At 59.4% G+C, this 24,369-nt stretch carries 27 protein-coding genes; 20 read left to right on the top strand and 7 right to left on the bottom strand.

The window, feature by feature from the left end:
* Positions 1-95 precede the first annotated feature (95 nt).
* On the bottom strand, positions 96-1,355 hold the full coding sequence (locus tag OWC48_RS26585) for a S1C family serine protease (RefSeq protein WP_282522613.1): 1,260 nt from the start codon (positions 1,353-1,355) through the stop codon (positions 96-98).
* Positions 1,356-1,556: 201 nt separating this feature from the next.
* Here OWC48_RS26585 and OWC48_RS26580 point away from each other — a divergent pair, with 201 nt between their 5' ends.
* The 5 genes from OWC48_RS26580 (at position 1,557) to OWC48_RS26560 (ending at position 4,526) form a co-directional block, all read left to right on the top strand.
* Positions 1,557-2,174 carry a hypothetical protein gene (locus OWC48_RS26580; RefSeq protein ID WP_282522612.1) on the top strand — a complete coding sequence of 206 codons (618 nt, stop codon included), beginning with the start codon at positions 1,557-1,559 and terminating at the stop codon, positions 2,172-2,174.
* Positions 2,161-2,535, top strand: a complete 375-nt coding sequence (locus tag OWC48_RS26575; RefSeq protein WP_018644262.1) for a transcriptional regulator — start codon at positions 2,161-2,163, stop codon at positions 2,533-2,535. Before OWC48_RS26580 ends, OWC48_RS26575 begins: the two co-directional genes overlap by 14 nt.
* 28 nt (positions 2,536-2,563) lie before the next feature.
* Positions 2,564-3,304, top strand: coding sequence for a di-trans,poly-cis-decaprenylcistransferase (locus OWC48_RS26570; RefSeq protein WP_282522611.1), 741 nt, complete (start codon positions 2,564-2,566; stop codon positions 3,302-3,304).
* Positions 3,305-3,391: 87 nt separating this feature from the next.
* The gene (locus OWC48_RS26565; protein WP_282522610.1) at positions 3,392-3,961 is read left to right on the top strand and encodes a GNAT family N-acetyltransferase; all 570 of its coding nucleotides are present in this window, start codon (positions 3,392-3,394) and stop codon (positions 3,959-3,961) included.
* 76 nt (positions 3,962-4,037) lie between these two features.
* Positions 4,038-4,526, top strand: a complete 489-nt coding sequence (locus OWC48_RS26560; protein ID WP_282522609.1) for a Crp/Fnr family transcriptional regulator — start codon at positions 4,038-4,040, stop codon at positions 4,524-4,526.
* Here the strand turns inward: OWC48_RS26560 and OWC48_RS26555 are convergent.
* Positions 4,465-5,292: a metallophosphoesterase gene (locus tag OWC48_RS26555; protein WP_282522608.1), complete on the bottom strand. Its 828-nt coding sequence runs from the start codon at positions 5,290-5,292 to the stop codon at positions 4,465-4,467. The two genes, OWC48_RS26560 and OWC48_RS26555, sit on opposite strands and share 62 nt — an antisense overlap.
* Positions 5,293-5,501: 209 nt before the next feature.
* Between OWC48_RS26555 and OWC48_RS26550 the strand changes: the two genes are divergently transcribed.
* The 3 genes from OWC48_RS26550 (at position 5,502) to OWC48_RS26540 (ending at position 7,009) form a co-directional block, all read left to right on the top strand.
* Entirely contained in the window at positions 5,502-6,191 is a 690-nt protein-coding gene (locus OWC48_RS26550) for a DNA-3-methyladenine glycosylase I (protein WP_282522607.1), read from the top strand.
* Between the two features lie 25 nt (positions 6,192-6,216).
* Positions 6,217-6,510: a DUF1330 domain-containing protein gene (locus OWC48_RS26545; protein WP_282522606.1), complete on the top strand. Its 294-nt coding sequence runs from the start codon at positions 6,217-6,219 to the stop codon at positions 6,508-6,510.
* A gap of 205 nt (positions 6,511-6,715) precedes the next feature.
* A complete protein-coding gene (locus OWC48_RS26540; RefSeq protein WP_166066167.1) occupies positions 6,716-7,009 on the top strand; it encodes a hypothetical protein in 294 nt (97 codons plus the stop codon).
* A gap of 123 nt (positions 7,010-7,132) precedes the next feature.
* Here the strand turns inward: OWC48_RS26540 and dinB are convergent, their stop codons facing one another.
* Positions 7,133-8,233 carry a DNA polymerase IV gene (gene dinB, locus OWC48_RS26535; protein ID WP_282522605.1) on the bottom strand — a complete coding sequence of 367 codons (1,101 nt, stop codon included), beginning with the start codon at positions 8,231-8,233 and terminating at the stop codon, positions 7,133-7,135.
* 44 nt (positions 8,234-8,277) lie between these two features.
* Here dinB and OWC48_RS26530 point away from each other — a divergent pair, with 44 nt between their 5' ends.
* Positions 8,278-8,721, top strand: a complete 444-nt coding sequence (locus OWC48_RS26530) for a TspO/MBR family protein (protein ID WP_282522604.1) — start codon at positions 8,278-8,280, stop codon at positions 8,719-8,721.
* Positions 8,722-8,815: 94 nt separating this feature from the next.
* A complete protein-coding gene (locus OWC48_RS26525) occupies positions 8,816-9,025 on the top strand; it encodes a hypothetical protein (protein WP_014491045.1) in 210 nt (69 codons plus the stop codon).
* Between the two features lie 25 nt (positions 9,026-9,050).
* Here OWC48_RS26525 and OWC48_RS26520 read toward each other — a convergent pair whose 3' ends face one another.
* On the bottom strand, positions 9,051-9,983 hold the full coding sequence (locus tag OWC48_RS26520) for a ferritin-like protein (RefSeq protein WP_282522603.1): 933 nt from the start codon (positions 9,981-9,983) through the stop codon (positions 9,051-9,053).
* Positions 9,984-10,633: 650 nt separating this feature from the next.
* On the opposite strand from OWC48_RS26520, the gene OWC48_RS26515 reads away from it, so the two are divergent.
* The 3 genes from OWC48_RS26515 to OWC48_RS26505 all read left to right on the top strand — a co-directional run bounded on the left by OWC48_RS26515 (position 10,634) and on the right by OWC48_RS26505 (position 12,752).
* Positions 10,634-11,905 (top strand): integrase arm-type DNA-binding domain-containing protein, encoded by a 1,272-nt coding sequence (locus OWC48_RS26515; protein WP_282522602.1) that lies wholly within the window; start codon positions 10,634-10,636, stop codon positions 11,903-11,905.
* A 66-nt stretch (positions 11,906-11,971) separates the two neighbouring features.
* Positions 11,972-12,592 carry a hypothetical protein gene (locus tag OWC48_RS26510; protein ID WP_282522601.1) on the top strand — a complete coding sequence of 207 codons (621 nt, stop codon included), beginning with the start codon at positions 11,972-11,974 and terminating at the stop codon, positions 12,590-12,592.
* A complete protein-coding gene (locus tag OWC48_RS26505; protein WP_306664478.1) occupies positions 12,504-12,752 on the top strand; it encodes an HGGxSTG domain-containing protein in 249 nt (82 codons plus the stop codon). The genes OWC48_RS26510 and OWC48_RS26505 overlap by 89 nt, the downstream gene beginning before the upstream one ends.
* On the opposite strand, the gene OWC48_RS26500 is transcribed toward OWC48_RS26505, so the two are convergent.
* Positions 12,749-13,717, bottom strand: coding sequence for a hypothetical protein (locus OWC48_RS26500; protein ID WP_282522600.1), 969 nt, complete (start codon positions 13,715-13,717; stop codon positions 12,749-12,751). The genes OWC48_RS26505 and OWC48_RS26500 overlap by 4 nt on opposite strands.
* A gap of 272 nt (positions 13,718-13,989) precedes the next feature.
* Entirely contained in the window at positions 13,990-15,348 is a 1,359-nt protein-coding gene (locus OWC48_RS26495) for a hypothetical protein (protein WP_282522599.1), read from the bottom strand.
* Between the two features lie 252 nt (positions 15,349-15,600).
* Here OWC48_RS26495 and OWC48_RS26490 point away from each other — a divergent pair, with 252 nt between their 5' ends.
* Positions 15,601-16,503, top strand: a complete 903-nt coding sequence (locus tag OWC48_RS26490) for a helix-turn-helix domain-containing protein (protein ID WP_282522598.1) — start codon at positions 15,601-15,603, stop codon at positions 16,501-16,503.
* Positions 16,504-16,531: 28 nt separating this feature from the next.
* Here the strand turns inward: OWC48_RS26490 and OWC48_RS47090 are convergent, their stop codons facing one another.
* A complete protein-coding gene (locus tag OWC48_RS47090; protein WP_282522597.1) occupies positions 16,532-17,428 on the bottom strand; it encodes a GDSL-type esterase/lipase family protein in 897 nt (298 codons plus the stop codon).
* Positions 17,429-17,824: 396 nt separating this feature from the next.
* Here OWC48_RS47090 and OWC48_RS26480 point away from each other — a divergent pair, with 396 nt between their 5' ends.
* The 6 genes from OWC48_RS26480 (at position 17,825) to OWC48_RS26455 (ending at position 24,186) form a co-directional block, all read left to right on the top strand.
* The gene (locus tag OWC48_RS26480; protein ID WP_282522596.1) at positions 17,825-18,772 is read left to right on the top strand and encodes a hypothetical protein; all 948 of its coding nucleotides are present in this window, start codon (positions 17,825-17,827) and stop codon (positions 18,770-18,772) included.
* 123 nt (positions 18,773-18,895) lie between these two features.
* On the top strand, positions 18,896-19,153 hold the full coding sequence (locus OWC48_RS26475) for a hypothetical protein (protein WP_282522595.1): 258 nt from the start codon (positions 18,896-18,898) through the stop codon (positions 19,151-19,153).
* A gap of 277 nt (positions 19,154-19,430) precedes the next feature.
* The gene (locus OWC48_RS26470) at positions 19,431-19,703 is read left to right on the top strand and encodes a hypothetical protein (RefSeq protein WP_282522594.1); all 273 of its coding nucleotides are present in this window, start codon (positions 19,431-19,433) and stop codon (positions 19,701-19,703) included.
* The gene (locus OWC48_RS26465) at positions 19,703-21,316 is read left to right on the top strand and encodes an AAA family ATPase (RefSeq protein WP_282522593.1); all 1,614 of its coding nucleotides are present in this window, start codon (positions 19,703-19,705) and stop codon (positions 21,314-21,316) included. The genes OWC48_RS26470 and OWC48_RS26465 overlap by 1 nt, the downstream gene beginning before the upstream one ends.
* A complete protein-coding gene (locus OWC48_RS26460) occupies positions 21,313-21,621 on the top strand; it encodes a hypothetical protein (protein WP_282522592.1) in 309 nt (102 codons plus the stop codon). The genes OWC48_RS26465 and OWC48_RS26460 overlap by 4 nt, the downstream gene beginning before the upstream one ends.
* Before the next feature lie 549 nt (positions 21,622-22,170).
* Entirely contained in the window at positions 22,171-24,186 is a 2,016-nt protein-coding gene (locus tag OWC48_RS26455) for an acyltransferase family protein (protein WP_282522591.1), read from the top strand.
* Positions 24,187-24,369: the final 183 nt, after the last annotated feature.

Below are 24,369 nucleotides of genomic sequence, written 5' to 3'. Positions count from 1 at the left end.
CGCCCCTGGACCTCAACCCCGGCGAAGCCTTGGCGTAGCCGGGTCGCGGGGAATGACCGCGGTGGTTGGCGCGGCGGTGTGCCGTCGGTCGCAGTCTACCGCTTCGCGTCGGCCTGCTCCGTGCCGTTGCACGAGATCAGCATCGTGTACGGCCGCGCGTTGCCGGCGATGTCGGTGGTCTTGAGCTCACCCTTGATCTCACCCTTGGGCTCGGCGGTCTGGTAGGGCACCACGGAATTGTCGAGGAAGTCGCGCAGCGCACCGGTCTTGATGGCGAAGTTGATGTTTTCGGGAATGTTGCCGGTGGCCACGGCGATACGGAGCGCGTCGACCTTTCCGGTGACCACGCCCACGATCTGCCCGGTGGTGTCGAACAGCGGACCCCCGCTGTTGCCGGGCTGCACGGGCGCGCTGATTTGCAGGAAACGACTGTCGTTGCGCATGCCGCTGAGCGAGCTCACGATACCGGTTGTCACGGTAAAGTCGGAGGTCAGCATCCCATGATAAGGAAAGCCGATCGCGACGACGGAATCGCCGGAGCGGATCGAGCGGTCGCGGATACGTGCAAAGTCCCTGAACGTCGTGGTCGATGGCGCCTGCAACAAGGCGAGATCGTTGTTGGCATCGTTCGACACGACGCGCAGCACCATCGTTGCCTCGCCGGGGAGGTTGCCCTTGATATCGCCGACGCAGCCATTGATCACGTGGTTGTTGGTGACGATGTGTCCGCTGGCGCTCACGACAAAGCCGGTGCCGCTGTTGGTTCTTGCCGCTTTGCCGCCGGCCGGCGGTGATGCCTGCTTGTCCGGCGCGGCCTGCGGCTTGGCGGCAATCTTTGTAAAATCGCCGGCCTTGTCCAGGCCGTCGGCTTTGACTCTGGTCACACAATTGGTAACCGCGGCCACCAAAGGCGCAGTTGATGTCAGGCTGAACTGAAAGGGCGTGCCTCTCGCCACCGCCACCATCAGGCTCGCCTTCTGGAGAGCGCGAGCGACGCTGGTGGGCAGAATTGCCGAGACCATGACCTCCGAAAGCGCCGTTCCGAAGAGTCTCGCCTCGGCCTGGCCGTCGAAGGTGACGTCGATCGCCAGGTTCTCGCCCTTCTTGAAGCGAAATGCCGGATTGGCGAAGCCGAGCAACCACGAATTGTTTGCATCCTGGCCAACGAGCAAAGTGACGCCGTTGGCGTAAGGTGTGCTTGCAGCGCAGTGTGAGAATGCGCCGGTCGAATCATTGGAATAGGCGCCGCCGTTCCAGTTGCCGACGTGGATCGTGCCGAACGGCCCCGCCGCATGAGCTGCTCCGACGACACTCGCCTGCAAAAGCGATGCAACGACAAACGACTTAAGCCACATACCATCCCCCGATGACGCTCTTCGATCCATCCTATCCGCGGGAGAATACGCAGTGCAATCGACAGTTGTTTGTCCGGGCAGGACCTCCTCGCGGCGACTTCCGGGCTTGCCTTTACTTTGCGGTGCGATATACTTTGCGATACAAAGTGACGGGGCGGGCCGTCCCGGACAATTGGGCGGAGCGGGGTTTTGGCGTTGCCAATGCGCGATCTTGACAAGGCACTGGCCGACATCGTGGCGATCCGCAACCAGATCGCGGCGGGCACGGCGTTCCGCGGCTATGGTCCGGCGACGATCGCTGCGACGGGCGCCGTCGCGCTTCTCACCGCAATCCTCCAATTCTGGCTGCTCGGCGATCCCACCAGCGAGCCGCTCGGCTTCTTCTTCGGCTGGTTCATGGCTGCGGTGCTCTCCGGCCTGATGATCGGCATCGAGATGCGCGCGCGCTCGCGCCGCCATCACTCGGGCCTGGCCGATGCCATGATCCACCAGGCGGTCGAACAGTTCCTGCCCGCGGGTGTCGCCGGCGTATTGCTCGCGGTGGTGATGTGGAAATTCGCGAGCGAGACGCTGTGGCTGCTGCCCGGCCTGTGGCAGATCCTGGTCTCGCTCGGCATCTTCGCCTCGGTTCGTTCGCTGCCGCGCACCGTCGCGCTCGCCGGCGCCTGGTATTTCGTGTCGGGCTTCGCGGTGCTGGTCCTGGCGAGCCAAACCCACACGCTGTCGCCATGGACCATGGGGCTGCCCTTCGTGATCGGGCAGTCGGTGATGGCGGGCATTCTGTATTTCGCGTCCGGAGACCATGATGTCGAAGACTGACAGCGCACCCTTTTCCTATGAAGGGCTCGACCGCGTCATCCACGAGAAGGCGAGGCTCGGGCTTCTGACTTCGCTGATGGCGCATCCGAAGGGCCTGGCGTTCGCCGATCTCAAGCAGCTCTGCGGTCTCACCGACGGCAATCTCAGCCGGCATCTCGCCGTGCTCCAGGAGGCCGGCCTCGTCGAGGTGACCAAGGGCTATGAGGGCAACCGCCCGCACACCACCTGCCGCCTGACCAAGGCCGGCCGCCGCCGCTTCCTCGACTATCTCGCCGTGCTCGAGCGGCTGGTACGCGACGCCGCCAAGGCCGCTGGCCGCGAGGCGCCGCCGCTTGGCCGTCTCGGTATCATCTCGACCTGATCCCCCTTTTTTGACCGGAGACTTTGCAATGCAAAGCGACATGACCTCGCGCAGCGAGAAGCTTCACGTCGGCATCATCATGGACGGCAACGGCCGGTGGGCGACACGCCGCGGCTTGTCGCGCGTGCGCGGCCACGAAGCCGGCGTCGAGGCGATCCGTCGCATCGTCGAGGCCGCGCCCAAGCAGGGCATCGGGACGCTGACGCTCTACGCCTTCTCCACCGACAATTGGCGCAGGCCGAAAACCGAAGTCGCCGCGCTGATGACGTTGCTGCGCTTCTATCTCGCCAACGAGGTGCAGAGCCTCGCCAGGAACGGCGTGCGCCTCACCGTGATCGGCCGCCGCGACCGTCTGCCCGACGGCATCGCCAATGCGATCGCGCGCGCGGAAGACTCCACCGCGCACGGCAGCGCGCTTCACCTGCGCATCGCGGTCGACTATTCCGCGCGCGACGCCATCCTCAATGCCGCAGCGAAGGCGGCGGCACTGACGAGCCTCACCCGTGAAGCCTTCTCGCAGCTCGTCACCGGCGAGGCCGGCCTACGCGACGTCGATCTCATCATCCGCACCTCCGGCGAGAAGCGGCTGTCGGACTTCCTGCTCTGGGAAGGTGCCTATGCCGAGTTGCACTTCACCGAGCGGATGTGGCCCGAATTCGACGCGAGCGATCTCTCCGCGGCGCTGGCGTCGTTCCACGGCCGCGAGCGCCGCTTCGGCGGCCTCCAGGCGATCATGCCGGAGGAGGTGCCGTCACTCTCCCGTGTGTGATGCACGGCACAGGCCAACGGGCTGTTCGTTTTCAGCCGCATGATTGGCAGCGGTGTCCAAGCCGCGGATGCGCGGTCTCGGTTAGGTGTGCGGTCCACGCAACCAGCCGAGAGCATCACGCATGTCACAGCTGTTTCCGGGAGCCGTCGTCGAGCCGGTAAAACTGGCCGAAGCGAAGGGCTTGGTCTGCATCAGGCCGCCGGCGTATCCGATGTCGAGAACCTGTCGGTCTATTTCACCGGACTGTCCACGACGTCGCGCAACAAGCGCTTCATGGGCGCGCGTACCGACTTCGCTCTGGTCGCGGCCGAATGCGTGGCGAAGACGGGCCGTCCCGGTCATTTCACCCTGCTCGCCGAAGTCAGGCAGGAAGGGCTGCACACCATCATCGGCGAAGCGAACTACGCCTATGATGCGACTGCACGGCATGGCGAGTTTGCCATCTCGGTCGCCGATGGGTTCCAGCGCCTGGGCCTCGGCTTGCAGATGATGACGGCGATGGAGACGCGTGCGACCGATCTTGGCCACGAGATGATCGCGGCCGAGACTGCTCGGACAAATGCCGAGATGCGTGGTCTGGCGAAGAAGGCGGGCTTCCGGGATACCGACCTCGGAGACTGGCAGTCGGTTCACCTCGCAAAGCGCTTGTCGCGATAGCCGTCCGCGCGTTGCCGCCTGGCACGGATCGTGCTCTAGTATCGGCTGGATTTCCCCAGCGATGGGAGCTTCGGCGATGCGCGCAGTTCTGGATCATTGCACCGGCGGAACGGAGCGGCAGGTCAAGGCTGGCACGTCGGTCGTCACCGAGGGCGGCACCAGCAGCGGCCACCTCTACGTGCTCGTCGAGGGCAAGCTCGAAGTGCTCAAGAGCGACACGGTGGTCGCGACCATCGCCGAGCCGGGCGCCGTGTTCGGCGAGATGTCCGTGCTGCTTGGGCTGCCGCATACCGCGACCGTGCGGGCCAGCTCGGATTCCGTCATCTATGAGTTCGAGGACGCGGCGTCATTCCTCATCCAGCGGCCCGAGGTCGCGCTGCTGCTCGCGCGCACGCTGGCGCAGCGGCTCAACGTCGCCAACACCTATCTCGCCGATCTCAAGCGGCAATATGCCGGCCACGGCACGCATCTCGCCATGGTCGGCGAGGTGCTCCAGAGCATGATCAACCTGCCGCCGCACGAGGTCTCGCCAGGCTCGGATCGGCAATCCGATCCAAGGATGTGAGCCAGTCCGGTGGCTCCTCGACGGTGTTTGCGGGCCGCTTCAGCGGTGCGCCGAGGTCGATCCACTGCGCTTGGCCCGCTGCCAGCCAGAACGCCTTGTCCGCAGCGAGATCGAGCACGATATGCGTCGGCGGCCGGCCCGGTTGCAGGCCGGCGTTGAACACCCAGGTCTGCCCGAGCCGGTCGAACCACGAGCCGTCGGTGATGAAGGGTGACTGGTGCACATGGCCCGAGATCACCATCGACGGCTGATACTGCATGATCCACTGCACCAGATCGACGTCGCCGAAGAAGCGCTTGCCGCCCCAGCTGGTCGGTGAATTCGCCGGCGGCGCATGATGGGCCCAGATCCAGCGTTGCGGGCGGTTTTCGGCGGCGGCGCGCAGCTGCGCGACGATGCGTTGCTTGACCAGCGGGCCATCCCACCACGGGCACACCGTGAACAGCGTGTCGCCGATGGCGAGGCTGTCGCCGTCGCAACTGATTCCGAGCTCCCGCACCTCCGAGATCCAGCGCGAGATCTTTTCGCCCTCCATATTGCGCTCGTCGAGGTCGTGATTGCCGGAGCAGAGGATCACGCGGGTCTGTGCGGCGAGCAGCGCGAGGTACTTCTTCACCACCACGATCTGCGCGCGAAAATCCACCATCGAGCCGATGTCGAGCGCATCGCCGGCGAAGATCACGAGGTCGAACTGCGGCGCCGCGCTGACCAGCCAGTCGAGCTGCGGCAGCGAGTAGTGCAAATCGGCCACGACCAGGCAGCGCATTGAAAATCCGTGGGCGGGTTTGAAAATGTCTGGGAATTCCAAAACATTATAAAGCAAGAAGCAGACCAGAATGGCTGCCTCTTCTCGTCAGGCCAATGGCCGGCAGCATGCTGCGGCGCATTGGCGTGCGCAGGTGGCCGGGCACCGCAGGGCTGGACCGTGTCATCGAATTCTGATGTCGTGGCGCATCCTCAAACGCCCGTATCCGCATGACCTCCTTCAAGACCATTCGTGCCCGCGCCGAGAAGCGCAAGGGCGGCCCCAAGGCGCTGGACAGGCTGATGCCCGAAAAGCCCGACCTGAAGGGGCTGGCCAAGCTCGGCGACGATCGCATCCTCGCCGAGATGACCAGGCGGGTGTTTTGCGCGGGCTTTGCCTGGAGCGTGATCGATTCGAAATGGGACGGATTTGAAGCGGCGTTTCTGCATTTTCAGCCGGCCAAGCTCACCTTCCAGCCGGAGGACTATTGGGAGGCCCTCTTGCGCGACGCGCGCATCGTGCGCAACGGCGCCAAGATCATGTCGGTGCGCGACAACGCCAGCTTCGTCCAGGAGATCGCAAAAGAGCACGGCAGCTTCGGCAAGTTTCTGGCGAAATGGCCGCCATCCAACGAGGTCGGCCTGCTCGATCTCCTCACCAAGCGCGGCAGTCGGCTCGGCGGCAACACCGGGCAGATGCTGCTGCGCTTCGTCGGCTGGGATGGTTTTGTCACCTCCAAGGATGTCGTCGCCTGCCTGCGCGATGCCGGCCTCGACATCGCCGAAGAGGTGAAGTCCAAGGGCGATCTCGCAAAGGTGCAAGCACAGTTCAACGCCTGGGCCGAGGAGACCGGTCTGCCCTACACATACTTGTCACGCATCTGCGCGCTCTCGGTTGGCGAGAACCGAGGCGAGCACTAAGTCGCGGGAAACCAGGAGAACAGAAATGGCAAAAGCCTATTGGGTTGCCACTTATCGCGCGATCAAGAGCCCAGACGCCATGGCGGCCTACGCCAAGCTGTCGCGTCCGGCCATCGAGGCCGCCGGTGGACGCGTGCTCGCGCGCGGGATGCCGGTTGCGGCCTACGAGCACGGCCTGATGGAACGCGTCGTTCTCATCGAGTTCGACAGCGTCGAGCGCGCCAAGGCGGCGTATGAAAGTCCCGCCTACAAGGCCGCTCATGACCTGCTCGGCGACGGCACCGACCGCGACATCCGGATCGTCGAAGCCGCCGAATAGCGCCATCGACAGGCGGATCGTGTGCATCGTGTGGCGATCCCGTGCCGTGAGCGCGGCAGATGAAACTCGCGATCACGAAATACATTTTTCCGGAACATTCGTGCGCAGCATCCGTTCGGGAATTTGAGCCAGGCGACACAGGCGCAGGGAACGCCCGTTTTGGCTCATCTCAATGAAACCCGGCACGACAGAAACGGAGCAGCCCATGAAGCTCACATCCGAACAGGTGAAGCAGACCGTCAACCAACTCGGCGCCCAGGTGCTGCCCGACGAGCATCCCGCCATGCCGCAGCTCAACAGCATGTTCGGCGAGCACACCTTCTTCGTCGACGAGACGGGCCTGAAGGTGCTCGAGCCGACCCCGTCGGTCAGCGCCGAGCGCCAGACCGGCGAAGTCGTCAGCCTCGCCGACTGGAGCGATGCCGACCTCACGCGCCTGATGGCCCACGAGCCGGAGCCGACGGGCGTGATCGTCGTGTTCGAGCATGTGAGGCATTGATCGGCCCGAGCGGATCGGCCTTCATCGGTGGCGGGTCTGAAAATCCCGCCACCTTCCATGACTGGTTTGGAGCCGCGCCGCGGACAAGGATCTCGCGTTCGCGGCGGGGCTTTCCAGTCTGGTTCAAATACCGAAAGTCAGCTGCGGCTCCGCATCGTCGCCGTCCTGGAGGGCAGACAGCGATACCCCCAGGAGCCTGACGCGCTTGGGCAGCGGCATCTCGGCTTCGAGCAGGCCGCAGGCCAGCCGCTCCAGATCGTCCCGGCCCGCAACCGGCGCTGTAACGGACCTGCTGCGCGTGATGATCTCGAAGTCGGCGAATTTGATCTTCAGGGTGACGGTGCGGCCGCGGTTGCCGGTCGTCTCGCAATGGCGCCAGACCTTGTCGACGAGCGGCTTGAGCTCGGCGGCCAGCGCGCCGTATTCGTCGAGGTCGGTCGAGAACGTCGTCTCCGCGCCGATCGACTTGCGAATGCGGTTGGCCCGGACCGGTCGATCGTCGACGCCGCGTGAGATCCAGTAGTAATAGGCGCCCGACTTGCCGAAATTCGCGTTCATGAATTCCAGCGTCTGGTTGCGGATGTCGAGGCCGGTGAACAGGCCGAGCGCATTCATCTTCGCACTGGTCGCCGGACCGATCCCATGGAATTTGCCGACGGGCAGCGTCTCGACGAAGGCGGGCCCCATGTCCGGCGAGATCACGAACTGACCGTTGGGCTTGCGATGATCGGAGGCGAGCTTTGCCAGAAACTTGTTGTAGGAAATACCCGCCGAAGCGTTGAGGCCGGTCTCGGCCTTGATCTTCTCACGGATCAGCAAGGCGACGTCCCGCGCCAGCGGGATGCCTTGCAAATTCTCCGTCACGTCGAGATAGGCCTCGTCGAGCGACAATGGTTCGATGATGGGCGTGTGCTCGGCGAAAATGTCGCGGATCTGCCGGGAGATCGCCTTGTAGACCTCGAAGCGCGGCCTGACGAAGATCAGGTCGGGACATTGCCGTTTCGCCGTCACCGAGGGCATCGCAGAGCGAACGCCGAACTTGCGGGCCTCGTAGCTGGCGGCCGCAACGACGCCGCGTTCCGCGGAGCCCCCGACGGCTACCGGCTTTCCGCGCAGCTCCGGATTGTCGCGCTGCTCCACGGACGCATAGAAGGCATCCATGTCGATATGGATGATCTTGCGGACGGGCGGGGATTCGCCAGTCACGGTGTCGGATTCGCTCATGGATAAGATGATACAATTGCGCAGGGAGAAGCGCGAGGTGATGGATGCTTCAGCTACTGGTCTTCGTCGTCGCCGTGGTCGGCATCGGCTGGTTGATCGGCGCGACCAATCTTCCGGGAGAATGGTATGCGGCCCTTGCCAAGCCGGGTTTCGTGCCGCCGAACTGGGCGTTCCCGGTGGCGTGGACTATCCTTTACATCATGATCGCGGTTGCGGGTTGGCGGACTTTTCGCCGTGAGCCGTCGGGTCGAGCGATGCAGGTCTGGGCCGCGCAGCTGGCGCTCAATTTCATCTGGTCCCCGGTGATGTTCACGATGCACCAGATCGGCGCCGCACTCGTCATCCTCATTTGCCTGTTCGTCGCGATCGTGACCTACATCAGTCTCGAGATGTCACGGGACAGGCTGGCAGCCGCGCTGTTCGTGCCTTATGCAGCCTGGGTCACCTTTGCGGGCGTGCTCAATGCGGCCATCTGGCGCTTGAATTGAGGCGATCTGTCCACGGTTCATCAAAGAGCAATCTCAGGCTTGTGAGTGGCGAGCCTAGGCACGCGTTCCTATATCGGAGCGCGGAGGACAGCCAATGCAATACAGCTCCGAGCTCATTCAGACCATGCGCCAGGCCCTCGAGACCGTGATGGCGAGCGTACCGGCCGATCAGTCGGTGTTCGGTCTGAAAGCCGCTGTCGCCGAATGCATTTTGAAGGCTGCCGCGCACGGTCATACCTCGTATGACGCCCTGGTGACGTCCGCTTCCGATCAGATCCAGTCGATCATCTCGATGCTGACGTGAGGGAGGCGGGCGGCAGATCCGGAGTTCATGCCGACGGAGGCGCCCATAGGAACTCAGGACGAATGCCCTGCTGGATGAGGTCCGTGCCAAGCGACTGAAGTGTGAACATGGCGCCGATGCTGGGTCTTGCACCGCTTGTCCAGCACGTTTGAAGGCCGATCAAGAGCTGCGACAGGGCCTGATTGAACGCAAGCGACGGACTCGGTGTGACGGTCGATTGCTGAAAATCGAACCAGGTCGGAAACGGGATCGGTGCTCCCGTAAAGCTCCAATGGCCAGCCGCATCCTGCACCAGCGTTTTCTCGGTGTAGATTTCCTTGAAGACATAATAGTGGGCGAATGTTGCATTGCCGGTTGGGGGTTGGTTAGGAGAGCCTTCCGTACCTTCACCTTCGCCCTTGATCAGCTGGATCGCCGCCTGCGCATCGGCGATGCTCTTGATCGGCGTTGCTTCCCCCGAATTGACCGCGAAAGCGCTGGCATTGATCGCGGGATTGACTGTGGTGAAACCCTCGACGATCGCATCGTAGAAATCACCGATCGTCGCGGGTCCCGTTCTTGCGACGAGCGCGACCGGCGGAAATTCCGGATACTCGATCTGCATGAAGACCTGAACTTGATCTGGCGTAAGCGGCTTCAGATCAACGGCCAATTTTTGCAGAATTCCTCCGGGCAGGACATTGGTCGGATAGCTCGGAATGAAGGCCGCATTGGCAATGGATGGTACGCCGCCGATCGCGGTCAGCATGTTGCCTGCCAAGGCAAAGTGATACATCTCTTGCACCACAATGTCCTCAATCATACCGCCGACGCCGCCCGCGTCGCTGTTGATCGACCATTGCGCGCAAAGATAAGGCGGGATGGTGGAGAACTCCAATTGCATCGCGGTCTGGAGTGCGTCCTTCAGGTCGGAAAGCGTCGTAATGCGATCCTCGACGAACTGGGCGATGGTTTTCATCTGAAGCACCCCTCCCGACCCGGTTGATTGCGAAGCCCTGTTCCTGGCGCCGCCACTGGACCGACGTCGTCAAGCAGGTTCCGTGTTGGCTTATTGCTTGCGGGACGAGCGCTTGGGGTGATTCAGTCCGACAATAACCGGATATCGGTCTGCGACATCGCGCCTACAATCGGACCTGCCTCGATGATCGCGACCAGAAACATGCCGCGATCAGGCTCATTTTCCGCAACCCATACAAAATAGTACAATTTAAGGGTGCAATCAATTACGCCGTTGATCAGAGATTTGTGACCGCTTTTCCATTCGACATGCTTAGCCGGACGCGCGCGCGACGTTGCGAAGGCCAGATTGCGAGCCGCAACATTTGATGGATGGTACCGTCACAGCGTCAAAAGCCGGCCGACAGTCTCGGTCCGGCACACGGTCTCGGTAAAGAGTAAGGAGACTGGCGCACCCGACACGATTCGAACGTGTGACCTTTGCCTTCGGAGGGCAAAGGTAGGTAGATTTCCCCTGCTTACCTGAAATCCCTTGGAATTGATGGCCCCCGGATATAGGCTGAGATCGGCCTGATTTGGGGGCTACGGTCGTTGCTCCGAATTTCCCCCGTTTTCCGGCACCTGCTTACCTGGTGCTTACCCGAGGGGAAATTGCCCAAGCTGACCAAACGCATCGTCGATGCTGCGGAAACCACCGGGAAGGATGTCTTCCTCTGGGACGACGAGCTCCGAGGGTTCGGCCTGCGCGTAAAGAAGAGCGGCGCCAAGTCCTTCGTTGTCCAGTACCGGAATGCCAATGGGCGTAGCCGACGGCTTACTTTGGGCCGCAATGGCGTCCTGACTCCAGAAGAAGCCCGCAGAGACGCCAAGCTGGCCCTCGTGGACGTCGTTAGGGGCGCAGATCCCGTTGAGAGCAAGAAGCTCGCCCGCGGCGCCATGACGATGGAGGAGCTTTGCAGGGAATACCTGGACAAGGCCGAACGCGGTCTGATCCTCACCCGCCGCGGCGAGACGAAGAGCGAGACCACCCTGTATAGCGACAAGGGGCGCATCGAGCGCCACATCATCAAGCTCGTCGGCAAGAAGACCTTAAAGGGCTTCACCCCCACCGATGCCAAGGGCCTTCAGCGCGACATTATTGCCGGCAAGTCCGCGGCCGACGTCAAGACCAAAACTCGAGGGCGGGCGATTGTGACGGGCGGCAAGGGGACTGCCGCTCGGACGATGGGGCTGCTGGGTGGGATCTTCAGCTACGCTGTCGATGAAGGCTATCGGCCCGACAATCCGATCAAGGGAATTAGGCGACCGAAGGATCAGACCCGGGAATGGCGGCTGGATGACGCCGGCTATCGTCGTCTTGGAAAGTGCCTCGCGATGGCCGAGGCAAACGGCGAGCATTGGCAGCGTGTTCTCGCAAGCCGCACATCTGCAATGACGGGATGCCGCCTGGATGAGCTGGAAAGCCTCCTAAAGATCGAGGTAGATCCGGTCGGGATGGCTCTTCGTCTTGGCGATAGCAAGACAGGCAAGAGCATCCGTCCTGTTGGGCCAACTGTCATCGCCGTCCTGAAGGCTGCAATGGCCAAGTCAAAGTCAAAATACGTGTTTCCAGCTGTCACGACCGAAGCCAAGCATCACACCGGCCTGACTCGGTGGCTCCAGAAAGTGTCAGCGAAGGAAGTGCCTGGCATTACCAACCATGGCCTCCGGCATTCCTTCAGCTCCACCGCCGAGGATCTCGGCTACACCATACCAACGATCAAGGCCCTCATTGGCCATTCCAAGAAGGGCAACGTGACCATGGGCTACATTCACAAGATCGATTCGGCGCTCTTAGCGGCGGCCGATCGAGTTGCCCGTCACATTGACAACGCCATGACAGGAAAGAAGCCACAGAAGGTGTTGCAGTTCAAAAGCGCATAACCTATCGGCGCGGCTACCCAATAGCGCCGTAGCGAGCGAGCCGCCGCTGCTCAGGAGGGACCACGATTGACGAAAACCAAAACAATCCGACGTCCAGCTAAGGAGCCGCCGCCGAAGGTTCACAAGCTTGATAGTTCAAATCCGAAGCTCAAATATATCGGTGGCTCGAGTTTTGATGCTTGGAACAACACCATTGCAGGCCAAGCCGCCGCCCCCATTTGGCACGGGCACAATCCAGAGGCGGAACGCATTCACGAACGGCAGGTCGCATCGCTAAGCCTGCTTGCCGGGATTTCGCCGAATGACGAATTCGAGGGTATGCTGGCGGCGCAGCTTCTCGCCTCGCACAATGCGGCGATGGAATGTTATCGGCGGGCGATGATTGCCGAGCAGACACTTGAAGGCCGCAAAGAAAACCTGGGTCAGGCTAACAAGCTGTCCCGCACACATGCGACGTTGCTCGAAGCATTGAACCGGCATCGCAGCAAGGGCCAACAGAAGGTCACGGTCGAACACGTTCACGTCCACAACGGCGGGCAGGCCGTCGTCGGCAACGTCGAGGGGGGTGGGGTACGGACCAAATCGGAGAATCAACCCCATGCTCTTGGATATGCGCCGGGCCAAACGTTGTGGAGCGAGAACTCGGAGCGGGAAGCCGTGCCAGTCGCCGGCGATGGCAAACGGTAGATGCCGGATGCATGGTGGCCCCTCGCCTGGAGCGCCGAAGGGAAATCGGAACGCATTTAAGCATGGTCGTTGTTCGGCGGAGGCAATCCGGCGTCGAGCAGATTTCGCTGAACTTATCCGCGCGAGCCGTAAGCTACTTTCTATAACCCACGAGCGCTAAGCCGCTTTCAGCAGAAGAGAGGCTTCGTCCTTCGGCGCTGCTCTGAAGTTTGCGATTTTTTGCCTTGTTACAATCGTTCCAAAAGCGAGCAAGAGAGAAATCACGATTACCGCTAGGAGAAACGAAAGACGGCTCGGTCCAATGGGTATTGGCAGTAGAGTTGGTCTCTCTACAACTCGCGCCTCGCGGATTGTGCTTAGTTCCCGTTGGCTAGCCAATTGAATTTTGATTTGGTCTTCGCGCGCACGTCTTAGTTCAAAGATTTCACGGGCGATACGAGCGCGTTCTTGAGTTAAATCGCGATTAGTTGCTTCTTCGCTGCCTATGCGCTGGACAAGTTCTCTCGTGGCCTGTTCCGCGCCACCGGCGCCAACCCCTTGTACATTCACCTTTCTAGAATAGTCCTGTTGGAGGTCTTTTAGCTGGGCCAGCGCGGCCTCTTCACGTTCAAACGTTTTGTTTGACAGAGCAATCAGGTTCTCGATTTGATGCGACAAATCTAGAATGGCGCGTTCTGCAGACTCCAAACGTAGTTGGGCCCCTCCGCGCGCAAGGTCCGCAACTTCTACACTGTCGTTAATCACCCTCCGCAGAATTTTTTCGTGCAGAGCTACCGCAACAGTAGCCAAAGGCGCTTTGACCTGGTTATGCAAAACAACGTGTTCCCCAACGCCATCGGCCCGCAAGTTGGCGACGCTCTGTAGCGACAGTAGAGGCACCTTTTCCTGTTGAAGTTCAGAGAGAGCGAAGGGAAGGTATAGGTCGACAATTAATTTGGCTGTGTCCGCCGCCGGTTGAAGGTTGACCCGTTGGTCGCCCGATAACACTGCGCCCATTCTTATCGATGATTTAACGAGAAAGCTCTTCTCCATCAAACTGATGGCGAAGACGCCTGCCGTTAAACAGATTAAAAAGACGATGAGAAATGAACGACGATAAGCCCGTAACATTTCGACAGCTAACATCGCTCACCTTTCTGGGAGAAAAACGACAATAGGTCCAGGAGCATGAACGCGAGCACCGATTTCGCGTCTCCCTTTTTGCGGCTTCTACGCGACAAGAGCACCGTGGAGCGGCGCTAAATTGAAGTACAAGAGAACTTTGAGACAATTGGAGCTACTGACAGCAAGTTCCGCTGCATCGGACGCGCGCTTTGCGCTCCTAAAAAAGCAATCCAAGCAAAGCACAGCAAGATCTGATATCGATCAGGTTGGAATCAGCATGGCAACGATAAAGATCAGCCCGCCGCGTCCGCAGATGCAAAACCGCGCGGCATCGCGTACCAAAGAAGAAACAATAGACCAATCCCGTTCGATAAAATCTCGGTCGACAACGGCACATTGATAATGGTCTGCGCCACGAGCGCGCTGGATAATAGGAGGAAACGGTGCGGCAATCCAGCCGAGGCCATGTTGCCGACAGCAACCACGAAGCCGCATAGAAGTGTGGAGAGTGGCGCCAGATACGTTCCAACTGAGGCAATGCCTTCGGTGGCCAGAAGCGAAGCATTGAAGTTGCCGAGGTGATATACATCGGCAAATATGGCATCTAGCGGCCTGTGAGAGCCACAATCAAAGATGCTTTGCACAATCCACTGTTGGCAAAAATAAGTTGGCTGGTGATTCGAGAAGTAGTGATTGTAGACATCCATCGCCACGGACGGGATGGCAATCATCCTGAAGTTGATGGTGCCGAAAATTGTGGTGACGATGTCTCCGTCAAACCAGAAGTACATCAGTCCGCCGGCCGCCATAGGGACTAGAACGGAGGCAACCACTGCGGTTCTAACCTCTAGTAAGGCACTAAGAGCAGCGACCAAAATCAGCCATGCCGGGGTCAGCAGAGTTTGCTTGTTGAAGGTGATCGGAAAGAACGAGACTGCGACAACAAGAATGAGCGCGACCATCCACCATTGCCTGCGCTGATAAAAGCAGGCAAACGCGAATGGGATCAGCGTTCCGGTCAGATTTCCGATCAGGTAACTAACAGCAGGCGGATAATGCAGTGTTTGGCGATATTTATAGATATCGCGGATGCCGACGAATTCGAAACCATAGGTCGCGCAATAAACGATCGTGCAGATTGCAGTCGCAACGATTACAGACAACAGGCGGCCCAGAGATTTTTGACTGAGCACATAATATTGCTTGAATGGCCGCCTGAGCGCCATTGCGGGCAGCATGAAGGCAATCAGAGAAGCCAGCGCCGACACTCTGGCATCATCATGGTCGTACTCTAGAGCGCTGAAATGGCTCAGCCAGGCAAAGCCAAGTACGACCGTGTAGAAATAGAAACTGATGAAGTATCCGAAGCTGAATTCAGTGCAAGCGAACACCGGTATCACGGCAGCAACGAATATGACTGCTATCACCCCGTTCGAAAACAGTCGCTCATCGAACCGGATATCGAAGTTTCCGTATATCTCTGAAGCGAGCCAAAGCGAGACACAGCACGCCGCTGCGTGGAGCAGCAGAATAATGTTAGGACCTAATTTGAGGCGAACGGGAGAAGGTTTTTCTAAATCCACCATCGTACCGGATTGCCCAGATACGAACGGCTGTTCCCTCCACTCTGTCGAGCCCGACTCGCGAACCATGTTGCCTGATATTCTGCCGAAATCCTCAGGGCACGACCTAGCGCGACAAGGAACGTTGAGGAAATGCCAATCTGGCGAACGAAAAGGTTTTGAGGCAATTGCCGCTACTGACGGCAATTTCCGCTCAAGTGGACAGCACCGTTTCCGATGCTAAAGAGCAATCGAAGTATCACGCAGCAACATCTGATCTTGATCAGATCGCGAAATCAGCGAAACACTCCGTGATAAGAAGAAACGAGTCGGGGGGCTCAGTTGGACAAAGGTGCAGGGCGAATCCATTGGGATTCCCGGGACCATTCTGGTGATGGTCCCGATGCTCAAAAATGCCAGTCGTGGCCCGGTTACACCGCGGAAGTAAATCGCGTATCCGACACTAAAGAATTGGGGTACCGCGTAAAAAGTCGAGCTGTATATCTTGCCTTCCATGACATTATCCGATCGGACGGCGAAGATAGAGTTGATGGCTCAATTCGCTCCACGCGCCAAGATTTACGCAACACGCTTACATTTTTACCAGGTGGAAGCTCGGCTGAAGGATGGGTAAAGTTTAAAAGACGGCAGTCTTTAGTAGTCGCGGTTCATCTGAATCCCGCTGCCGAAGAGGCAAACGATTTTCGTTTAACGGAACTTCGCCCTGCTTTGTATTTTGAAAACGAACCTCTGAGAGCCACGCTCCTAAAAATTCAAGCTGTCGTAGAACGATCTTCAATTGAAGAAGCTTCTTACGCAGAAGTCCTCGGCATGGTGTTATTGCATGAATTGAGAGCAGCGATGGGGGCCCGAGCTGTATTGCCTCGGACGCGAGGCGGCCTTTCCCCAAAAGCCATGCATCGTGTTGACGAATATATCGATGCGAATTTTGCGCGGAATATTTCTTTGTCCGAGCTATCAGTTCTCGTAGATCTCAGTCGATTTCATTTCGCCAGGGCATTCAAGCAAGCGACCGGAACAAGCGCATATCAGTTTATCCTAACGCACCGCGTAGAGCGCGCGAAAGAAATGCTGTCGCGACAAGACCTGTCGATCGATCAGGTGGCAAGGGCTGTGGGCTTCAAAAGCCCCCTACAACTAGGTCGTGCTTTCAGGAGATTGCTCGGTATTACGCCATCCGCGTTTCGTCGTCAGCTTTCCACAAAGCGGCCTGAAGACCCTTAAAAAGCGGTACTGTGATGACTACTCCGAGCTAACGGCCGGTGCAATCCAGTGCCTTATTGATGCCTGCGAGCATAGCCGCGTCCCATAGCTCATACGCGCTGGGAGCTAGGTGTACGCCATCAAGCGTTTCGGGCTGGCCCTTAGCTGTAACGGCCTCGTGCAAGTCAATGAACGATGCACGAGCCGTCTTGGCAAGATCAGGCAACAGGAGATTGAAACGATCGATCAGCCCCGCGTCCAGGTGCGCCGCCTTTGTAAGAGCCGCGTTGGGTGCAACCGGCGGAATGTTGGCGACAGCAAGCTTTGGCGCAACACTAGCCAGGCTTTGCAAGAGGGTGGCATATGAGGCGCTAAACCGCGTTTCTTGCCCTTCAGCAGCGAATGCGTCATTGATGCCGATAGCTATCACCACAAGCGCGAGAGCTTTACCTTCGAGTAGCGATGGCGCAACGGCTAACAAATCATCTACACCCGCCCCCCCTATGCCAGCGTTGACTACGACGTGACCGCAGATCATTTCCGGCAAGTCGGCGGCTTCTGTGATGCTATCCCCTAGCACGACAATCGGATTAGCGGCCCTTGCAAGGTGCCCCGCAATCATGAATCGCCTCACGTCGCTATGCTCGTGACTAATGGTTGTTGATTTTAGGCGATCTACCTTGGCATTAAGCACGTCGAAAGCCCGCGCAACATCAACGTTCCTCGCAGTCTCGAAAGCTTGGCTGCGCTCGCTAGCTCGAGCCGCATCAAGCTGTCTCGCCGCTTCGAAAGCTTGGCCGCGCTCGCTCAATTGATAAATGGCGCGGTTGTTCTTGCCTACCTCGCGAATGGTCCATGCGGAGGTGCCGAGGATGACAATCAATGCAGCAACCGTCAACGCATCCAGAACCCTTGACCCCACGGTGCCCCTCGCGATGTGCGCCACCTCGTGGTTTCTACGCGACAAGAGGACTGGGACGGGCGCCAAATTGGGCAACAACGGGACTTTGAGACAATTGCAGCTACTTAGAGCAACTTCCGCTGCATCGGCCAGGGTCTTTTAGCCGTCGAAGAGCAGCGCCGAGTTCAATCGATCGAAGGGGCGAGGTTTCAGCTCTAATACGAGCGGCTCGTTAAGCCGAGACCTTTGATCCTGTCGCCGCAGTTGCGCTGCCGGGGAGGTCGCGGCAAATATAACGGTGAGCTACCGTACCGAGTCCAACATCAACACGCGCCCCGCAGCACCACACGCCTTTGTGCTTTTAGGGTAGCTCCCGAAAAGCTGTTCCGCACCAGCTGCCGCGTCGTCAATTTGCGGGCTGTCTCTGCGGAGGGACAAATAATGCTGTTCGAAGATGAAGCTCCCCCGACCTCGGGAGAAGAGGCTCGCGCGCGGCGGGTTAGGCCCGTGGAGGAGCGATACGATCCTGACAAGCTTTCGCATTGGTCCATCACAATGACGATTGCGTGGATTGTCTGGGGCGACCTCGGTTACGTCCGCCAACAATGGAATGACTTTCGAGAGGAATGTGCCGATTGGAGTTTTTACACTGACCCAGCCGCGCTGGCTGAGGTAGGGAGGCTTGCGCTAAGAAATCTTGAAAATGGCGAGGTTGCGCCAAATGATCCGGACTTGGATCGTCGTCTGAAAAAAGGCGAGTGGCGCCTCACGCCGTGGGGGTCCTCGTCATGGCACGGGCTTGAGATGGTAGTTCGCAGCGAGGGTATTGCTCCTGAAGTTTCCATCGACGGCCTCTGGTTGGGGGCGGGGGAAGGAAAAATCCAAGCCTCAGGATTTGAGTGCGCCAATGCAAGAGACTTCGATGGCAAGCTCGTAGAAATTCCCCACTATCTTTGGCCGAGGCTACGTCGGGCGAAAGAGCTGTCCGGGAAAGCGTTGCTAGCCGGTCCGGATCGAGTCTATCGCGACGTTAGGTTTTCGCGATTGGATGTGAAGGCCCTTTGGCCGCTCGCGGAGGTGACGCCGGCTGCTCAAGATGACGGTCTCGCTGCCCCCGCAGATGCTCCACCACAAACTTCAGCTATACGCTCGGAGGACCAAGCCAAGGTTAGGGGCAGAAGGCCTGGGCAGGGATCCTATGCTTCGCTAGATGCGCCGTTACTCCTGGAAATGAAGCGGCTGCTTGCAGAAGGAAGAGCAGCCTCGGCGGAAGAAGCCGCTCGCCAATTGGCGGTTCGCGCTTTCGGCGCCGGCACGGTCGATAGTAAGGCCGAGCGCCTCGCGCGACGATTCCGGGAGGAAGAGGCTAAAAAAGCGCCGAGTGAATAACGCGCCTTTATATCTCTCGGCGGCTCTCGGCAAATCTCCCCATCAATCGGGCGACTTATCCCAGCGTCGCGATCTATGACCTCACATCGGCGGAGAGTGATCCGCGACGAATGTGAGGTCCAGATGCCTGAAGAAAGAAGCGAGGCCCTTGGCGAGCGTCATCTGCGACGCGAGCAAGCGGCGAAGTACGTCGTCGAAAATTACAACGTTCCCTGTTCACCCAAGACGCTGGCAAAGCTTGCCTGCGTCAGTTCGGAAGGGCCGCCTTTTCGACTTGCGGGGCGCTTCCCCCTGTACCCCGTTTCGGGGCTGGACGCCTGGGCCCAGAAAAAGATCGGCCCGCTGATCAGATCAACATCTGAAGTTCGCCGCGTCGCCTAACCCATACCACCTCAAACGAAAACCCGGCTGCACGATCCTCATCTTGGCGGATCTGGTCGTGCGCACCGGGCTCTCTAGAAGTCTCGAACTTGAAAACCTGTAGCAAACGACACCCCAAATCACAATCGGTCTCCGATCTGCCCTTGTTCAATTGGCGCATCGTGGTCGTGCGTCCCAGCACGAGGGCCGGCAGCTACGTCGCACGCCGGTATCGCGTTCACCCCGCGGTCGCTGATCTGATCGCAAGCCTCGCCGGCATCGGATCGGGGGTGGAGCAATGAGCAACATCACCATCCGTATGCCGAGCGGGTCGCAGATAACCTTCACGGGTCGCGAGGCATGGACGTTGCATCGCCTGATCGAGGCAGGATCCCGAGGGGTGACCACGATCGACCATCCGGCGCCGCGCTGGTCGCATTATATCTTCAAGCTCCGCCGCGCTGGGCTGACCATCACCACCGAGTATGAACCGCACCGCGACTCGTTTCCGGGAACGCATGGCCGCTATCGACTCGAAACGCTCATCACCGTTGTTGCAGAGGCTGCGTAATGAATTTTCATCAATCACGCGCGCCACTGACAGCAGCGGAGTTACAGCGCCGCGCCGACGCTCTGTCCGCGAACGCTCAGGCCCCGGAGCGCCCTGAAGGCCGTCAAGACGAAGCAGCTGACGCATGCCCCCATGATGAGCGGCAGTATGGGCCCACAGCCGCGAAAATATTGCGTGAGGTTAAGCGCAGCGTGGCATTGGCGTCTCAGGATGCCAAGCTTGCCGTCTTCACGGAAGCGGCCGCAACGCTGGCAGATGCCGTGGTGAGCCAGTGGGTGCCCAAAAACGTGATGGTCGACCGTCTGTCCGAAATCGCCGTCGCTCACGGGCACTTCGGTCGAGATGGACGTGAGATCGAAGAACTGATCGGCCTGTATGCGGAACGAGCTGTCGCCCCGACGCGGAAGCCGGATCAAGCATCGTCTGGTTCGAAGCCAGCAAAGCGGCGACTGATTGCGCATCGCGCCAGTGACCTCGAGCCGGAGAAGTTGGTCTGGGTTTGGCCCGGCCGTATCCCGGAGGGCAAGCTCGTCCTGTTGGGTGGTCCGCCCGGTTTGGGCAAGAGCCAACTGACAGCGTTCATGTCGGCTACCGTCTCGAACGGTGGCCACTGGCCGTGTGGCGAGGGCTCGACGCTCCCGGGCGACGTCATCTTCATGTCTGCGGAAGATGGTGTGCAAGACACCATCATCCCGAGGCTCATGGCCGCTGGAGCTGACCGCGAGCGCGTTCACATCGTCTCTGCTGCGACGAAGCCGGACGGAACGGGTCGGAAGACGTTCAGCCTGAAGACGGACGTCGATCTCCTGGAAGAAATGGCGAGGAAAATCGGCACGGTCAGGCTGATCATCGTCGATCCCATCTCGGCGTACATGGGCGGCAGCGACGGCAATGGAAATGTGGAAACCCGCGAAGTCCTGGAGCCATTGGCCGACATGGCTAACCGTCTGCGCATCGCCGTGGTCGCCGTGACGCACCTCAACAAGGGTGGAGGTGGCGGCAACCAGAGTGCCTTGAACCGGTTCGCCGGGTCCATCGCCTTCGTGGCTGCAGCTCGTGCGGCCTTTGCGGTCATCGAAGATCCGGAAGACGATGAGCGTCGGTTCTTACTCCAGGCCAAGAATAACCTCGGCAAGAAGTGCAAGGGGCTGGCCTTCCGGCTCGAGCAGCGCCTGGTCGGGGACGACGTGATGTCATCGAACGTCATGTTCGAGGGTGACCACGTCAGCGAGTCGATCGACGAAGCGCTGACCGCCTCCGAGAACCGCGGGACGAAAAAGGGCCAGTCGGGCGGCAGCAAAGAGGATGTCATGCAGTTCCTGAAGGACATCCTGTCGGGTGGTCCGGTGGACGTTTTGGAGGTCGAACGCCAAGCTCGAGCGGCGGCGCTCCTCGAGGACGACAAGCGGCTGAGCAAGAGCAAGGCCTTCCGTGATGCCCGAAATGAGCTTGGCATCAAGTCCACCCGCGACGGCTTTGGTCCCGGTTCCCGCTACGTATTGGAGCTGTCCGATGCACCATGGGCGCCCCAAAATCCCATGGGCGCCCCCTCCCAAACAAGGGCGCCTAAGGATGATTTGGGCGCCCATGGAAAGGTTGGAGGTCCGCAATGACGGGCTTTCGAACCCGCCTGAAGGACCGTCGAGCTCATTGGCTCTTCCGGTTCGAATGCGACGGTCAGTCCTATACCGGCGGCATCGGCCGGTTCGAGGATGGCCGGATCGCGGAGGTATTCATCAACGGGACGAAGGTCGGTACCGCTGCCGAAACCAACGCTCAGGACGCGGCAATCGTCGCGTCCTTGGCTCTGCAGCATGGCTGCCCGATCGAGACAATCCAACATGCCTTGGCAAGGTCGGGCGCTTCGGCGGGCCCCTTGGCGACGCTGCTCAGGACGGTCGCACGTGAAAGCGTCTGAGGATGCTCATCTGAAGGTGCTCACGCCCTACGATCCTAGGGAAGGGATCACTCTGGCCACGGCAGCCAAGAGGGCTGGGAAGTCGGAGACGACGATCCGGAACTGGTGCCCTCAGCATGGACTTGGCCGGCGGGTCGGTGGCGGCGTTTGGGTTGTTAGTCAGGTCGCTCTGGCTATGTTTCTGGATGGCGACGCGCCTGCGCTCGCGGCATATCATAGCGGGGATTATTCGCGTCCCCGAGTGGCTCAGTACTTTGAGCGCTTCGGCCTGCTCGCGCCCAAGTCCTCCAGATGTCGAGAAAGACAGGGCATGCGGTGACCGAAGTCTGAAGCGCCGATCTAAAGGCTAATCCGACCCGCGAACGTCCGATTTTGCCAAGGCGCCCCACGACCACGGTTTCCCTCTCCCGAGCGGAATATTCCAGGTGCCGCTAAAAAAGCTTCAGCTTCGTCAGGCATAGGGCTGGCTTCGGGTGACGGACATATTTTGAAACAATTAGATACGTAAGGAAGAACAGGCTACCATCTACCTGGCGTGGAATGAGCGGCATGATCCATACCGTGGTTGGGGGGATGCTTCGCGACATTGCTCCACCAGCGAGCACGACCACCATCGTCCACAACTATCGCCCCGATATCGACGGATTGCGGGCGGTGGCTGTGCTCTTGGTGGTGATCTTTCACGCGTTCCCTGATGAAGCGTGGCTTCCTGGCGGCTTTGTTGGCGTAGACGTGTTCTTCGTCATCTCCGGATATCTGATCTCGAGGATCCTGTTCAGCGAAATCGAGCATCACCGATTCTCCTTAACGAGCTTTTATGGGCGCCGCGTCAGGCGCATCTTTCCCGCTCTCGCTGTTTGCCTCGCCGTCGTCTTGGCATATGGCTTCGTCGTATTGATGCCATCGCAGCTTGCTCAACTTGGCAGGCAAGTCTTTTTCGGGGCCAGCTTCCTGTCTAACTTCGCACTCTGGAGCGAGAGCGGATATTTTGACAGTGCTGCTACTTCAAAACCGCTACTGCATCTTTGGTCATTGGGCATCGAGGAGCAGTTCTATATCCTTTGGCCAGCAGTGCTTTGGGTCGCCTTCAAACTAAAGGCTGCGATCGGGCGATTGATAGTTGGGCTGCTGGCGGCTTCCTTTGCGATCAATATCGCACTCTCGCTCACTGACACGTCGAGCGATTTCTATCTGCCGGCCTCACGCTTCTGGGAACTGCTGGCCGGTGCAGCACTGGCTTGGCGCCCAGACATCAATCTCAAGGCAGGCCTTAAGAACGTAATTTCATTGGCGGGCATAGCAGCCATTTTGATGTCCGCGAGATTGTTTGCATCGGAGATGCGCTTTCCCGGCTGGCTCGCTTTGCTGCCCGTAGTGGGTTCGGTAGCGATCATTCTAGCCGGATCAAATGCCGTTGTTAACAAATTTATACTTTCAAACCGCGTCGCAGTGTCCATAGGCCTTATCAGCTATCCCCTATACCTCTGGCACTGGCCACTGATCGCCTTCTCTTATGTTATCCGAGGGAAGCCCCCGACCTCCCTTATGGCCTTCGGAATTGTGATCACGAGCTTGCTGTTAGCTTGGGCCACATACCGTTTCATTGAACGACCTGTTCGCCTTAATCCAAATCGCTTGCGATGCACTTCCATTGTCGCGGCCTGCGTTGCCGTGCTTGGCGCTTCTGGCTTGACGGTATGGGTCATAGATGGTGTGCCGCAGCGTTTTCACGCCAGCCTCGATCTCGAAAAGATGAATGCCGCCACTCTCGACGAGACCTACGCGCCGACGAACGGCATGCACGTTTTTGAGTATGATCGCCGCGGAAATTCCATAGTGGCTCAAATCGGCCAAGGCGCGCGCAAAGTCGCGCTCGCCGGCAGTAGTACGATGCTCCAATACGGCCCTCGTTTGCAGCGTCTCGCAGACGAAGGGCGGTTGGCGGTCCGTGCCTATTTCGTGACAGGCCCAGCATGCCCGTTGGTGCCCGGTGTGACCGCCCGCGATGAATTTGCAAACTGCGCCGTCGTCGCGAACAGGTTGTCGGAGTTGGTGCAAAGAGAGAGGGTGCAAGCGGTCGTCATCAGTCCTCATTATTGGCCGAGGAAAAATGCCTTCATCGAACGGGAGGGCAAGTCTATTCCTCTGGATGGAGGAGACGAAGGGAGGCGCGCTTTTTACGCCAACCTCGAAGATTATGTTCGTGAACTGAACCGGAACGCGACAGTTTACCTCGTGCTAGGTGCGCCGCAGTCTCCTACAGCTCTAAACCCTCAACAAATGGTCACGCGGGGCTTCACTGGGATTCGCATCGATCCGAACGCCCAGAAATCCGTGCCAATCGCCGATTTGCGATCAATTTATGATCAGCATGACGCTGATCTGCGTGCCGTCGCAGAGCGCACCGGAGCGAAGCTCCTAGATCCCTTCCCCGACGTTTGCGGGAACGGTGAAACGTGCGCCCCCTTCTTCGGAGCACACGAGCCGAAGTTTACGGACGGTGTCCACCTGCGTCCTGTCTTTGTGCGGGAGCATTTGCACTTTCTCGACTTTTTATTGGAGTAATTGTCTCTAGCCTTCCCGGAATGATCGAAGCTGGCCCCTTTCGAAGGTGGCGGCAGCGCCAGAGTTTCCGACTGGCTAGCGACCCGAAAAATTCGCAGCTTCCACTAAACTCGCAACACCCGCAGCGTTAGCGTGGCAAGGCCCCACTTATCTCGCGTACTGACAATCTCATGCAGATTGCAT

It is taken from the genome of Bradyrhizobium sp. Arg816 (genome assembly GCF_029989365.1).
Taxonomy (GTDB): Bacteria; Pseudomonadota; Alphaproteobacteria; order Rhizobiales; family Xanthobacteraceae; genus Bradyrhizobium.
The sequence above is the reverse complement of the archived record's forward strand: the minus strand, read 5'-3'. Positions and strand labels throughout refer to the sequence as shown.

Excerpts from the sequence above, each read along its gene's own strand:
- OWC48_RS26585 (WP_282522613.1), bottom strand. The coding sequence starts at position 1,355 with ATGTGGCTTAAGTCGTTTGTCGTTGCATCGCTTTTGCAGGCGAGTGTC.
- OWC48_RS26580 (WP_282522612.1), top strand. The coding sequence starts at position 1,557 with ATGCGCGATCTTGACAAGGCACTGGCCGACATCGTGGCGATCCGCAAC.
- OWC48_RS26575 (WP_018644262.1), top strand. The coding sequence starts at position 2,161 with ATGTCGAAGACTGACAGCGCACCCTTTTCCTATGAAGGGCTCGACCGC.
- OWC48_RS26570 (WP_282522611.1), top strand. The coding sequence starts at position 2,564 with ATGCAAAGCGACATGACCTCGCGCAGCGAGAAGCTTCACGTCGGCATC.
- OWC48_RS26560 (WP_282522609.1), top strand. The coding sequence starts at position 4,038 with ATGCGCGCAGTTCTGGATCATTGCACCGGCGGAACGGAGCGGCAGGTC.
- OWC48_RS26555 (WP_282522608.1), bottom strand. The coding sequence starts at position 5,292 with ATGCGCTGCCTGGTCGTGGCCGATTTGCACTACTCGCTGCCGCAGCTC.
- OWC48_RS26550 (WP_282522607.1), top strand. The coding sequence starts at position 5,502 with ATGACCTCCTTCAAGACCATTCGTGCCCGCGCCGAGAAGCGCAAGGGC.
- OWC48_RS26545 (WP_282522606.1), top strand. The coding sequence starts at position 6,217 with ATGGCAAAAGCCTATTGGGTTGCCACTTATCGCGCGATCAAGAGCCCA.
- OWC48_RS26540 (WP_166066167.1), top strand. The coding sequence starts at position 6,716 with ATGAAGCTCACATCCGAACAGGTGAAGCAGACCGTCAACCAACTCGGC.
- dinB (WP_282522605.1), bottom strand. The coding sequence starts at position 8,233 with ATGAGCGAATCCGACACCGTGACTGGCGAATCCCCGCCCGTCCGCAAG.
- OWC48_RS26530 (WP_282522604.1), top strand. The coding sequence starts at position 8,278 with ATGCTTCAGCTACTGGTCTTCGTCGTCGCCGTGGTCGGCATCGGCTGG.
- OWC48_RS26525 (WP_014491045.1), top strand. The coding sequence starts at position 8,816 with ATGCAATACAGCTCCGAGCTCATTCAGACCATGCGCCAGGCCCTCGAG.
- OWC48_RS26520 (WP_282522603.1), bottom strand. The coding sequence starts at position 9,983 with ATGAAAACCATCGCCCAGTTCGTCGAGGATCGCATTACGACGCTTTCC.
- OWC48_RS26505 (WP_306664478.1), top strand. The coding sequence starts at position 12,504 with ATGCTCTTGGATATGCGCCGGGCCAAACGTTGTGGAGCGAGAACTCGG.
- OWC48_RS26500 (WP_282522600.1), bottom strand. The coding sequence starts at position 13,717 with ATGTTAGCTGTCGAAATGTTACGGGCTTATCGTCGTTCATTTCTCATC.
- OWC48_RS26495 (WP_282522599.1), bottom strand. The coding sequence starts at position 15,348 with ATGGTTCGCGAGTCGGGCTCGACAGAGTGGAGGGAACAGCCGTTCGTA.
- OWC48_RS26480 (WP_282522596.1), top strand. The coding sequence starts at position 17,825 with ATGCTGTTCGAAGATGAAGCTCCCCCGACCTCGGGAGAAGAGGCTCGC.
- OWC48_RS26475 (WP_282522595.1), top strand. The coding sequence starts at position 18,896 with ATGCCTGAAGAAAGAAGCGAGGCCCTTGGCGAGCGTCATCTGCGACGC.
- OWC48_RS26470 (WP_282522594.1), top strand. The coding sequence starts at position 19,431 with ATGAGCAACATCACCATCCGTATGCCGAGCGGGTCGCAGATAACCTTC.
- OWC48_RS26465 (WP_282522593.1), top strand. The coding sequence starts at position 19,703 with ATGAATTTTCATCAATCACGCGCGCCACTGACAGCAGCGGAGTTACAG.
- OWC48_RS26460 (WP_282522592.1), top strand. The coding sequence starts at position 21,313 with ATGACGGGCTTTCGAACCCGCCTGAAGGACCGTCGAGCTCATTGGCTC.
- OWC48_RS26455 (WP_282522591.1), top strand. The coding sequence starts at position 22,171 with ATGATCCATACCGTGGTTGGGGGGATGCTTCGCGACATTGCTCCACCA.